The organism is Plantactinospora sp. B24E8 (assembly GCF_039871735.1).
GTDB lineage: Bacteria > Actinomycetota > Actinomycetes > Mycobacteriales > Micromonosporaceae > Plantactinospora.
In genome coordinates, this window is sequence record NZ_JBDPMH010000022.1 from 28,918 (window position 1) to 41,075 (window position 12,158).

Below are 12,158 nucleotides of genomic sequence, written 5' to 3' on the forward strand. Positions count from 1 at the left end.
AAGGGAGGTGGCCGGAGATGAACCTGGCCTACCTGGATGCGGGATCCGGCAGCCTCATCGTGCAGGCGCTGGTCGGTGGGGTCGCCGGGGTGGCGGTGGCGGCCAAGCTCTACTGGCGGCGGCTGACCGGACGGTTCCGTCGGCAGCCGGCCCCACGCGCCGCCGAGCAGTCCTCGGGCGGCCAGTCCGCCGGCAGCCAGTCCTTCGGCGAGCAGGACTGAGGTCCGCGACGATGGTCGCGCCGTACCCCGCTCCGGCGACCCGGACCACCGCCGGCACCGGCCTCCGCGTCGATCCTGGGTCCTTCCGGGACCCCACCAACCAGGTCCTGCACGTCGACGGGCAGATCCTGCGCGGGCTCGACCCGGCCGCCGCCGAGAACTGGCGGCGGCTCGCCGGCAATGACTTCTTCGCCCGGCTGGTCGCCGAGGGCAAGGTCTGCGGCACCGAGCCGGTGGACCCGGCCGACGTCCCGGCGGACCTCGTCGGCCGGTGGTCGACCGTGCTGCGGCACGAGCGGATCCCGTTCGTGTCGTACCCGTACGAGTGGTCGTTCGGCATGCTGCGCGACACGGCACTGCTGCACCTGGAGATCCTCCGCGCGGCGCTGCCGGCCGGCTTCACCACCAAGGACGGCTCGGCGTACAACCTGCAGTGGCGGGGTGCCGAGCCGGTCTTCATCGACGTCGGGTCGTTCGAGCCGGTCCGCGACGGCGAGCCCTGGGCGGGGTACCGGCAGTTCTGCCAGACCCTGCTCTATCCGCTGCTGCTGCAGGCCCACCTCGGCCTGGACTTCCAACCCTGGCTGCGGTCCCGGATCGACGGTCTGGAGGCCGGGCAGCTGCGCGGACTCTTCGGCGGGACCCGACGGTTCCGGGCCGGCGTACTGAAACACGTCCACCTGCACGACACGCTGCAGGCCCGGTACGCCGACACCAGCAGCGGATCCGTCCGCGCCCAACTGAAGGACGCCGGCTTCAGCCGGGACCTGGTGCTGGCCACCGTCGGTTCACTCGACCGACTGGTCCGTCGACTCGACCGGCAACCCCCGGCGAGCCACTGGTCGGGGTACCGGGAGACCTGCACCTACTCCGCCGACGACCGGACCGCCAAGGAGCGGTTCGTTGTCGAGGCGCTGGCCGGGGCGAGCCGACCGGGACGGGTGCTGGATCTCGGCGCCAACGACGGCCGGTACGCCCGGATCGCCGCCCGGTACGCCGGTCACGTGCTGGCGGTGGAGGGCGACCCGGCGGTGGCCGACCAGCTCTACCGTCAGCTGCGCGCGGACGGCGAACGACGGATCCAACCGCTGGTGATGGACCTGGCCGATCCCTCGCCCGGCGGCGGCTGGGGCAGCGTCGAACGGGCCTCCTTCGCCGCCCGGGCCGACGCGGACGCGGTGCTCGCCCTGGCGCTGGTCCACCACCTCGCGATCGGCCGGAACGTGCCGCTGCCGGCGGTGCTCGACTGGCTGGTGGGTTTCCTCGCCGGGGCGGGTGCGGCCGGCCGGCTGGTGGTCGAGTTCGTCCATCGGGACGACCCGATGGCGGTACGTCTGCTGGCCAACAAGTCCGCCGGTCTGTTCCCGGACTACCGTCGGGCGGAGTTCGAGCGGCTGCTCGAACAGCGCTGTGTGGTCCAGCACCGGCTGGAGCTGCCGTCCGGGACCCGGACCCTCTACCTCGGGACACCACGTGGCTGACCTGGGCTGGTCCGGGCCGGCGGTGGAGGTCCGGCCCGGGTCCGGCGGTCGCCGCGCCGAGCTGTGGCGGCTGGCCGAGGTCGCCGCACTCTGCGGGCTCGTGGTCACCCAGCCGATGCTCGACATCACCGGCCGGAGCCCGGACTTCTTCCTCTTCCACGGCGCCGACCCCGGGGACATCCTGCTGCTGGTCGCCCTCGTCACGTTCGGCCCACCGCTGCTGCTGTGGGCGGTGGGCGCGCTGCTCGGCATGCTGGCGGGCCGGCTGCTCGGCATGCTGGCGGGCCGGCTGCTCGGCATGCTGGCGGGCCGGCTGTCCCGTGCGTTTGTCGGCCGGCGAGCCGGCGCGACGTCCGTCCGGGCGACCCTGCACACCGGCACTCTCGGACTGCTGCTCGCCGCGCTCGCGGTACAGGCGGGCAAGCACCTCACCGGGGTACGCGGCTGGCCGCTACTGGTGACCGCGCTGCTGGTCGGCGCGCTCGGCGGGTACGCGTACCGACGCTGGTCGGTGACCGGCCAACTGCTCCGGGTCGCCACGGCCGGACCACTGGTCTTCGTGCTGCTGTTCGTCCTCGCCTCACCCGCCTCGGCCGTCGTCCTGCCCGCCGGCCGGGGCGCGGGCGGTCCGGTCGGCGTCGCCGGGGTGGACCACCCGCCGGTGGTGATGCTGGTACTGGACGAGTTTCCGCTGGTGTCCCTCCTGGACGAGCGCGGTGCGCTGGACGCCCGCCGGTTCCCGAACTTCGCCCGGCTGGCCGGGGAGTCGACCTGGTACCGCAACGCGAGCGCGGTCAGCGGATTCACCCCGTACGCGCTGCCGGCGATGTTGACCGGTCGGTATCCGACGGGCGCGCAGGCCCCGCACCACGCCCGCCATCCCGGCAACCTGTTCACCGCGTTCGGCGGGGCCTACCAGATCGAGGCGCAGGAGAGCATCTCGCAGCTCTGCCCGCCACGGCTCTGCCCGGAACGGGTCGGGGCGGACCGGGGTGGCCTGCCGGCCCTGTTGCGGGAGAGCGGCGCCCTGCTGGGGCAGATCGTCTCGCCGTGGGAGGCCGGCCGGCGGGACCCGGAGCACGCGTACCAGGAACCCACCCGCCGGGAGGCGGGCCGGGACACCGGCGACAAGGCCGCGCCGACCGACCCGCGGTTCCGCTGGGGCGCCCTGGACGTGAACCAGCCGGCGCGGTTCGCCGACTTCCTCGCCGCGCTGCGCCCCGCCGACCGGCCGACCCTGCACTTCCTGCACCTGCTGCTGCCGCACTCGCCCTGGAACTACCTGCCGTCGGGGATCAAGTACGAGGCGGCACCCGGGATGCCCAACGACGGAGCCGGCTGGGTCGAGCTTGCCCACCGCCGCCACCTGCTCCAGGTCGAGTACACCGACCGGTTGCTCGGCGAGACGCTGCGGCGTCTCGAGTCCACCGGCCTGTACGACCGCGCCCTGGTCGTGGTCACCGCCGACCACGGGGTCAGCTTCACCCGGGGGGCGCAGGGACGGGGACTGGCCGCGGTCCAGCGGGCGCCGGGGGAGATGCTCTGGGTACCGCTGTTCGTCAAGCGTCCGGGGCAGCGGACCGGCGTCGTCGACGACCGGCACTGGGAGCACGTCGACCTGCTGCCGACCGTCGCGGACCTGGCCGGGGTGCCGGTGCGGTGGCCGGTCGACGGTGTCTCGGCGTTGCGGACCAGACGACCGGACGGCGACCGCCGGTACCACGACCAGCCGGACCGTCCGATGAGCGTTCCCGGCTCCACCTTCGCCGACGTGGTCAGCGGCCGGGCCCGGCCCGTGTTGCCCGATCCGCCCCGGCCGGAACTGGTCGGCCGGGCCGTCGCCGGGTTCCCGGTCGGACCGCCCGCCGGCACGGTCAGCCTGGACAACCGCGCCGAGTTCGACCGGATCGATCCGGACGGCGGACGGCTGCCGGTCCTGGTCTCCGGGAGCGTGCCGGCGAGCGTACCCGACGGCACCCTGCTCGCGGTCGCGGTCAACGGCCGGATCGGGGCGGTGACCCCGGTGCTCCGGCCGGACCGCAAGGGGCACCGGTTCGCCGCCCTGATGCCGGACGAGTCGCTCTTCGTCCCGGGCCGCAACCGGCTGGACGTGTACCAACTCGCCGACGGTTCGGTGCTGCGCCCGCTACGCGGCTGACCTGACCGCCGTCACGGGAGGCTTGGCCGGTCGGCGCCGCGCGGGTGGACCTGGCCGCCGCGCGGCCGACCCGGCCAGTGCCGCGGCGGGGCATCACGTCGATCGCGGCCCGCGTGACGAGGGTGGCGTCCGCGTCGGTCGTGGCCCTTCGGTCGTCCGCCGGCCGGGTCGGTCCGTTCCGGGCATATCCGGCCCTGCCGACCAGTGTCGTGACCGACCGTTCGTGTGTCGATCACTGCCGGCCATTCGTCGGCTGACTAGTACCAGCTTTGCCGGGTAGTGGCAAAGCTGTTGCCGGCGTGATGCATCACTCACCCGCCGACCACCCTGGAGGCTTCGCTAGCCTGCACGATTACCGTAAAAGTGAAGGCAATTTCAACGTAGATTCTGCCGGCGAAGCGAGGAACGCATGACGGATGTCAAACTCGACCACCCCGGTGGACAGCTGTCGATACCGGTCAAGCCCGCGATCGACGGCCCGTCCGGGGTAGCGGTCAGCAATCTGTTGAAGGAGACCGGGTACGTCACCTACGATCCCGGCTTCGTCAACACCGCCGCCTGCTCCTCCGAGATCACCTACATCGACGGAGACGCGGGGATCCTGCGCTACCGTGGTTACCCCATTGAACAGCTGGCCGAGAACTCCTCCTTCCTCGAGGTCTCCTACCTGCTGATCTACGGCGAGTTGCCGACCCCGCAGCAGCTCGCCGAGTTCGACGACCGGATCCGGCGGCACTCGTTGCTGCACGAGGAGATGCGCCGGTTCTTCGACGGTTTCCCCCGGGACGCCCACCCGATGGCGGTGCTCTCCTCCGCGGTGAGCGCGATCTCGACGTTCTACCAGGACAGCCTCGACCCGTTCGACCGGGAGCACGTGGAGATCTCCACGTTCCGGTTGATGGCCAAGGTGCCCACCATCGCCTCGTACGCGTACAAGAAGTCCATCGGACAGGCGATGCTGTACCCGGACAACTCCCTCGGGTACGTGGAGAACTTCCTCCGGCTCACCTTCGGGGTGCCGGCGGAGCCGTACGAGGTCGACCCGGTGATGGCCCGGGTGCTGGACATGCTCTTCGTGCTGCACGCGGACCACGAGCAGAACTGCTCCACCTCCACCGTGCGGCTGGTCGGCTCCAGCCAGGCCAACCTCTTCGCCTCGGTCTCGGCCGGGGTGAACGCCCTGTTCGGGCCGCTGCACGGGGGCGCGAACCAGTCGGTCCTGGAGATGCTGGAGGCGATCCGCGACAACGGCGGTGACGTGCCGGCGTTCGTCCGGCGGGTGAAGGACAAGGAGCCCGGCGTCAAGCTGATGGGCTTCGGGCACCGGGTCTACAAGAACTACGACCCGCGGGCGGCGATCGTGAAGAAGGCCGCCCAGGATGTCCTCAACCGGATGAACAAGCCGGACCCGCTGCTGGACCTGGCGATGCAGCTCGAGGAGATCGCCCTGGCCGACGACTACTTCGTCTCGCGCCGGCTGTACCCGAACGTGGACTTCTACACCGGTCTGATCTACAAGGCCATGGGCTTCCCGACCAAGATGTTCACCGTGCTCTTCGCACTGGGTCGGCTGCCCGGCTGGATCGCCCAGTGGCGGGAGATGATCTCGGACCCGGAGACCAAGATCGGTCGTCCGCGGCAGATCTACACGGGTTCGCCGGAGCGGGAGTACGTGCCGCTCGAGAAGCGCTGACCGCCGGCCCTCACGGGCCCGGGTCGTCCACCGGCCGCCGACGCGTACCGCGTCGGCGGCCGGTTCGTTTCGGTACGGGTCGTCCGCCGGTGCCGCCCCGGGAATCACCGTTTCGTGTAACCGCTGGCCGACCGGGTAGTCGGCGGTGGTCCGGTGGCCGGTCGACCCGCTGGCCGACCGCGTCGCCGCGGTGCGAACCGCCCGCGAAGAAGGAGCCTGTGATGACCCGTATGTCACGACCGATACAACCGGGCCACGACGGCCACGACGGCCACGACGGCGAATTCGAGTTCTGGCGCAACCACGCGCAGATATCCCTGCAGCCGGTGGCCGCGCCGTCGATCCTGGGACTCTTCGGCTTCGCGGCAGCCACCTTCGTCGTCGCCTCCAACCTGGCCGGCTGGTGGGGTGACACCGTCACCACGCCACAGTTCCTGTTCCCCTTCGCGGCCCTGACCGGCGGTCTCGCCCAGTTCCTCGCCGGGATGTGGGCGTACCGGGCGCGTGACGGACTGGCCACCGCGATGCACGGGATCTGGGGCGCGTTCTGGCTCGCCTACGGGATCATCTTCCTGCTCGTGGCGACCGGGGTGCTGGTCCAGCCGACCCCGTTCGTCGCGCTCGGCTTCTGGTTCGCGGTGATGGCCGCGATCACCTGGTCGGGGGCGTTCGCCGCGCTGCCCGAGAACCTCGGCCTCACCCTGGTGCTGGCCACCCTGGCCGCCGGTTCCACCTGCCAGGCCGTGGGCCAGATCGCCGACATCTCGGCCTGGCGTACCGCCGGGGCGTACCTGTTCATCGCGTCTTCGGTGATCGCCTGGTACACCGCGACGGCGATGATGCTGGAGGGGACCTTCCGTCGGGTCATCCTGCCGATCGGCAAGGCCCGGGGCCCGAACGTGCCGGGGCGGGAACCGCGACAGGTCATCCAGTTCATCGCCGGCGAGCCCGGGGTCAAGGTGGGGCAGTGAGTTCCGTCCCGGCCGGGTGGCGGCGGCCGGGACAGCCTGGGAACGGCCGGCTCGACATGGCGGCCCGGGGCCTGGGACCGGCGTCCGGCCGGCCGCGGGCCCCGGGCCCCGGGCCGTGTCGTGCCCATCGGCCGGCGGCGGCGCGTTCTTCCGGCCGGCCGCCTTGGGGCACCGGACCAGCGCCGTCTTCCATCGGGGCCCGTCTTTCATCGAGTTTACGGCGACCTGGCGTGGTGCTACGGATACGGTGAGTGAGAGTGGTGTCGGTGGTCGGGCGGGGGCGAACGTGAAGGCGATGCGGGGTGCACCGATGGACAGCCATGACGGGGACGGACGGCCCCGCCACCTGGTGTCCCGGGCGCTCGGTGTGCTGAGCCTCGGCCTCGGCGTCGCCGGGATCGGCGCGGCCGGCCGCGCCGGCCGGTTGATCGGGGTGGACGACTCGACGACCGCCCGGACAACGGTGCTGCCCGGCGTCGGCGCCCGCGAACTGCTGTGCGCGGCCGGGTTGCTGGCCGGCCGGCGACCGACCGGCTGGCTCTGGGCACGGGTCGCCGGCGACGCCATGGACCTGGCGGCACTCGCCATGGCGCGCCAGCGGAGCGGTGGCGAGCGTCGCCAGCGGATCGACGTCACCCTGGCCGTGGTCGCCGGGGTCACCGCGCTCGACCTGACGGCCGCGGTCCGAACCACCCGCGTCGCCGGCGCCCGCCGACGTGCCCTGCGGGCGAGCGCGACGGTGACCATCAACCGGCCGGTGGACGAGGTCTACCGGTTCTGGCGGGACTTCGAGAACCTGCCCCGGTTCATGTACCACCTGGAGTCGGTGCGGGCCGACGGCGACGGCCGGTCGCACTGGACGGTGCGGGCCCCGGGCGGCCGGCGGGTCGAGTGGGACGCGGAGATCGTGGAGGACCGCCTCAGCGAGCTGATCTCCTGGCGGTCGGTCAAGGGGGCCCGGGTCCCGAACACGGGACGGGTCCGGTTCATCCGGGCCGCCGGTGGCCGGGGGACCGAGGTCCGGGTCGACCTGGCGTACGCGCCACCGGGCGGCGCCGTCGGTCGGGCGATCGCGACGCTCTTCGGCGAGGAACCCCGGCAGCAGATCAGAGACGACCTGCGTCGCTTCAAGCAGGTGATCGAGACCGGTGAGGTGGTCCGGTCGGACGGCAGTCCGGACGGGTTGGCCACCCCACAACAGGTACGGCAACAGCCGGCGCGGCCCGCCGCCGACCAGTTGTCCGGCTGAGGACCTGGATCCCGGAGGGGACAGATGAAGGCGAACTGTTGGCTGGGCCGGGACTCCGTCGGGGTGGAGGAGGTGCCCGACCCGCAGATCCTGAACTCGCGGGACGCCGTCGTCCGGATCACCAGCACCGCGATCTGCGGCTCCGACCTGCACCTCTACCACGGCTACATCCCGACGATGAAAAAGGGCGACGTGCTCGGCCACGAGTTCATGGGCGAGGTTGTCGAGATCGGACCGGAGGTGCGCAACCTGCGGATCGGTGACCGGGTGGTGGTGCCGTTCCCGATCGCCTGCGGAAACTGTGCGTCGTGCCAGTGCGGCCGCTACTCGCTCTGCGAGAACTCCAACCCCAACGCGGGAATCGCCGAGAAGCTGCTCGGGCATTCGCCGGGCGGCATTTTCGGCTATTCCCACATGCTCGGCGGATACGCCGGCGGCCAGGCGGAGTACGCCCGGGTACCGTTCGCCGACGTCGGACCGCTGCGGGTCCCGGACGACCTGCCGGACGAGAAGGTGCTCCTCCTCTCCGACGTCTTCCCGACCGGCTACATGGGCGCCGAGATGTGCGACATCAACGGCGGTGAGGTGATCGCCGTCTGGGGGGCGGGGGCGGTGGGGTTGCTCGCCATGCGCAGCGCCTACCTGCTCGGTGCCGAGCGGGTGATCGCGATCGACCGGTTCCCGTACCGGTTGCGGAAGGCGGAACAGGCCGGGGCGGAACCGTTGAACTACGAGGAGGTCGACGTCGTCGAGGCGCTCCGGGAGATGACCGGCGGTCGTGGGCCGGACGCCTGCATCGACGCCGTCGGAATGGAGGGCCACCACTCGTCCACGATGCTGGACGCGTACGACCGGACGAAGCAGACGGCCCGGCTGGAGACCGAACGTCCGCACGCGCTGCGGCAGGCGATCATGAGCTGCCGCAACGGCGGCACGGTGTCGGTGATCGGGGCGTACGGCGGGTTCATGGACAAGTTCCCGATCGGTTCGCTGATGAACCGGTCGTTGACGCTGCGCAGCGGCCAGTGCCACGTCCAGCGGTACACCCGGCTGCTGCTGGACCGGATCCGCCGCGGCGAGATCGACCCGAGTTTTGTCATCTCCCACCGGCTGCGCCTCGACGACGCGCCGATCGGCTTCGAGATGTTCCGGCAGAAGCAGGACGAGTGCCTGAAGGTGGTGCTCCGGCCCTGAGCCGGTCGATGGGGCGACGGCCGGCGGTGGTACGCCCCCGGAATCGCGCGGAGGAGTGATGGACGGCGTCCGTAGGCAGTGGGCGGCGGCGGTTCCGGTCACCCCGCGTCGTCAGTGGTTGCGCATCTTCCTGGTCGGGCTCGCGCTCTGGCTGGCCACCGTGCTGGTCATCTTCCTCACCGGGAATCCGACCCTGCTGCCGACCCTGGTGCTGCTCGGCAGCTTCCTGGTGCCGGTGACCTTCGTGGCCTGGGCCTTCCAACGGCGGGACACCGGTGAGGTGACGGTGAGCCTGGTCTTCGCGACCTTCCTCGCCGGCGGGGTGCTCGGGGTGCTCGCCTCCGCGGTGCTGGAGTCGTACCTGTTGCGCCCCTCCGTCCTGCTCTTCCTCGGCGTCGGGCTGATCGAGGAGGCCGCGAAGCTGGCCGCGTTGGCACTGTTGACCCGGCACCTGGTGGCCAGGACACTGCGGGACGGGATGATCCTCGGGGCCGCCGTCGGCTTCGGCTTCTCCGCCCTGGAGTCCGCCGGGTACGCCTTCATCGCGCTCTTCACCGTGCAGGGGCTCTCGGTGGTACAGGTCGTACAGACCGAGATCCTCCGGGGCCTGGTGGCACCGGTCGGGCACGGGCTGTGGACCGCGATCCTCGGCGGACTGCTCTTCGCCGCCAGCACCCGGGAGCACTTCGTGGTCGGGATCCGGCTGGTCCTCGCCTACCTCGGCGTCGCGGTGCTGCACGCACTCTGGGACGGGATGCACGTCGTCGCGCTCTTCCTGGCCCTGGCGCTGACCGGGGACCTCGACACCCCGGTCAGCCCGGACGGTTCCGCGGGCCTGCTGACCCCGACGCAGGCGGTGCTGATGCCGACGTTGGAAGGGTTGGGCCTGGCGGCCGTCGCCGCGATCGGCGTCGTCTGGCTGGTGGTGCTGTGGCGGTCCGCCCGGCACGAACCGGGACGACCGTCGAGCGGCTGGCGGGTGCCGACCGGGTCCAGGGGAGCCCTACGCCCCTGAACCGGCCGGTCCGGCCCGGGGTCCGGCGGCCACGCCCGCGTCGGCGCCGACCGGCGACCGTGCCCGACGGGTCGGCGGCGGCGAGCAGCAGCACACCCCAGGCGGCCAGCACGGCACCGGCCAGCGCGACGAGGCCACCCCAGAGGCCACCCGAGGTACGTTCGCCGAGCACCAGGACCGCGATCACGGCCGAGGCGACCGGGTTGACGAGGGTGACGGTGGCGAGCGGAGCGCCCAGGCCCCCCTGGTACGCGACCTGGGACAGGAGCAGCCCGGCGGTCGCCATCCCGGCCACCGCGAGCAGCAGGCCCACCGTGGGTACGACCGGCCCGGACCCGCCGACGAGCCGGGAGACCAGTTGGGTGAGGGCGGAGGCGACCGCGAAGGCGATTCCGGCTCCGGTCGCCACCAGCAGGCTGCGGGGCACCGCCGAGCGCGTGGCCCGGCCGGCCAGTACCAGCCCGACCACCGACGCCGTCGCGACCGCGGTCAGCAGCCACCCCTGGTCGGTACGGAGTTGGTGCGTCCCGGCCCCGGGCATGGTCACCGCGAGGAGGGCGACCAACCCGGCCATGGTCACGCCCGCCCCGAGCCACTGTCGGGCGGAGGCCCGGCGGCCGATCGCCGCCGCGCCGATCGGCAGTGCGAGGACCAGGGTCAGCACGCCCAGCGGCTGTACCACGGAGAGCGGCCCGTACGCCAGCGCCGCCACGTGCAGGGCGGCCCCGGCGAGGTTCAGCGCCACCGAGCCCCACCAGCGCAGCCGGCCGAGGACGGCGGCCAGGTAGCCGTGGCCGGCGACCAGCGTCGGCGCCGCCTGGGCGGCCAGCCGCTCCTGCAGCACCGCGGCGGCCGCGTACGCCGCCGCCGAGGCGACCGAGAGAAGGATCGACAGCACCAACCCGGTCACGGTCGGCACCAGGGACGATTGGTCGTCATGTAGACATGATCCACCGATCGTGCCCGTTCGGCGTCGCCCCGTGGTCGGCATCACGGCTACGACCCCAGGAGTAGGCCCGGGCGGTTCTCCTCCCCCGGGAGGGCGAGCCGTTCCTCCCTCCGGCCGGCCGAGCGGTCGGTTCGCCTAGGCTGGGCCCTCGGGAACGAGGACGGGAGCGCGATGAACCGGACCCTGGTACGACTGTTCGTGCTGGCCGCGATCGCGGAGGCGGGTTCCTGGCTCGCCCTGCTGGTCGGCATGGCGGTCAAGTACGGCCCGCCGGGCAACGAGATCGGCGTCAAGATCTTCGGCCCGGTGCACGGTGGTCTCTTCGTCGCGTACGTCGTGCTGGTCCTGCTGGTGGGTCGGCTGCACCGCTGGGGCTGGCTGACCGTCGGCGCGGCGCTGGTCTGCGCCGTGCCGCCGTTCGCCACCCTCGGCTTCGAGCGGTGGGCGCGGCGGCGTGGCCTGCTGACGGTGGCCGCCGGAACGCCGTCGACCGGGGTGGCGGCGGGGGCCGAGCCGGCGTCGACGGTGTCGACCCCGCGCTGACCGCTGTCGGGTCCGGGTGGGCCGGTTCCGAGGGTCAGGTGGCGAGGACGATCACGGCGGTGATGCCGCCGACCAGCAGCAGTCCGATCACGGCCTGGAGCAGCAGGGCCGGCCCGAGGTGTGACCAGACGGTCGGGATGCGCGGGGTGAGCAGTTGCCCGGTGGTGAGGTTGACGATCTTCTCCACCCGGGGCGCGAGGCCGGCGTCCTTCTGTGGGCGCACGGTGACCTGGATGTGGTCCCGGGGCTCCAGGGCGCTCTGCGGCAGATGGCCGTGGATCTCCAGTTCGCAGAGCACGCCGGTGTCGTCCCGCAGGCGTAGTGGGGTGACCAGGAACTCGGGGCCCTTGCGCAGGTCCTTCCAGCGACGCCGGGCGCCGCTCGCGGCACCGGCCCGCAGCACCGAGGCGAGCAGCAGCAGGGTCACCCGGAACAGGCCGGCGGTGGTGAGCACCGCGACCAGCACCGGCTGCCCGACCTTGATCTCCCGCGAGTAGCCCTCGAGCAACCGGACCACGTGGCCGGTGACGACCGGGCCGGTACGCCAGGCGACCCGCTCGGGAAACAGTTCATGATCCATGGCCTCACCACCGAGAGTCCGCTCCCCGTGACGAATTGTATCGATCATGAGTGTGAATGCGGAGTGAGTGAATCGGTTCACCGGAGCGTGACAGAGATCGGCGG

At 72.1% G+C, this 12,158-nt stretch carries 10 protein-coding genes and 1 pseudogene; 9 read left to right on the forward strand and 2 right to left on the reverse strand.

Annotation, left to right across the window (positions count from 1 at the left end):
• Positions 1 to 17 precede the first annotated feature (17 nt).
• From ABGB21_RS25580 to ABGB21_RS25615, 8 genes are all read left to right on the forward strand, one after another.
• Positions 18 to 221 carry a hypothetical protein gene (locus tag ABGB21_RS25580; protein WP_347657385.1) on the forward strand — a complete coding sequence of 68 codons (204 nt, stop codon included), beginning with the start codon at positions 18 to 20 and terminating at the stop codon, positions 219 to 221.
• 11 nt (positions 222 to 232) lie between these two features.
• A complete protein-coding gene (locus tag ABGB21_RS25585) occupies positions 233 to 1,702 on the forward strand; it encodes a class I SAM-dependent methyltransferase (protein ID WP_347657359.1) in 1,470 nt (489 codons plus the stop codon).
• Positions 1,695 to 3,860: a sulfatase-like hydrolase/transferase gene (locus tag ABGB21_RS25590; RefSeq protein WP_347679912.1), complete on the forward strand. Its 2,166-nt coding sequence runs from the start codon at positions 1,695 to 1,697 to the stop codon at positions 3,858 to 3,860. Before ABGB21_RS25585 ends, ABGB21_RS25590 begins: the two co-directional genes overlap by 8 nt.
• Before the next feature lie 409 nt (positions 3,861 to 4,269).
• Positions 4,270 to 5,553: a citrate synthase gene (locus ABGB21_RS25595; RefSeq protein WP_347657361.1), complete on the forward strand. Its 1,284-nt coding sequence runs from the start codon at positions 4,270 to 4,272 to the stop codon at positions 5,551 to 5,553.
• A 221-nt stretch (positions 5,554 to 5,774) separates the two neighbouring features.
• Entirely contained in the window at positions 5,775 to 6,524 is a 750-nt protein-coding gene (locus tag ABGB21_RS25600) for a GPR1/FUN34/YaaH family transporter (protein WP_347657362.1), read from the forward strand.
• Positions 6,525 to 6,834: 310 nt separating this feature from the next.
• Positions 6,835 to 7,773, forward strand: coding sequence for an SRPBCC family protein (locus ABGB21_RS25605; protein ID WP_347657363.1), 939 nt, complete (start codon positions 6,835 to 6,837; stop codon positions 7,771 to 7,773).
• A gap of 24 nt (positions 7,774 to 7,797) precedes the next feature.
• A complete protein-coding gene (locus ABGB21_RS25610; protein WP_347657364.1) occupies positions 7,798 to 8,967 on the forward strand; it encodes a zinc-dependent alcohol dehydrogenase in 1,170 nt (389 codons plus the stop codon).
• 58 nt (positions 8,968 to 9,025) lie between these two features.
• Positions 9,026 to 9,982 (forward strand): PrsW family glutamic-type intramembrane protease, encoded by a 957-nt coding sequence (locus tag ABGB21_RS25615; protein ID WP_347657365.1) that lies wholly within the window; start codon positions 9,026 to 9,028, stop codon positions 9,980 to 9,982.
• A gap of 115 nt (positions 9,983 to 10,097) precedes the next feature.
• Here the strand turns inward: ABGB21_RS25615 and ABGB21_RS25620 are convergent.
• Positions 10,098 to 10,973, reverse strand: a pseudogene (locus tag ABGB21_RS25620) (DMT family transporter); the annotation flags it as partial.
• Positions 10,974 to 11,102: 129 nt separating this feature from the next.
• On the opposite strand from ABGB21_RS25620, the gene ABGB21_RS25625 reads away from it, so the two are divergent.
• Entirely contained in the window at positions 11,103 to 11,474 is a 372-nt protein-coding gene (locus ABGB21_RS25625) for a DUF3817 domain-containing protein (RefSeq protein WP_347657366.1), read from the forward strand.
• Positions 11,475 to 11,508: 34 nt separating this feature from the next.
• On the opposite strand, the gene ABGB21_RS25630 is transcribed toward ABGB21_RS25625, so the two are convergent.
• Complete coding sequence (locus ABGB21_RS25630) at positions 11,509 to 12,054, reverse strand: hypothetical protein (protein WP_347679914.1); 546 nt, start codon at positions 12,052 to 12,054, stop codon at positions 11,509 to 11,511.
• Between the last annotated feature and the right edge of the window lie 104 nt (positions 12,055 to 12,158).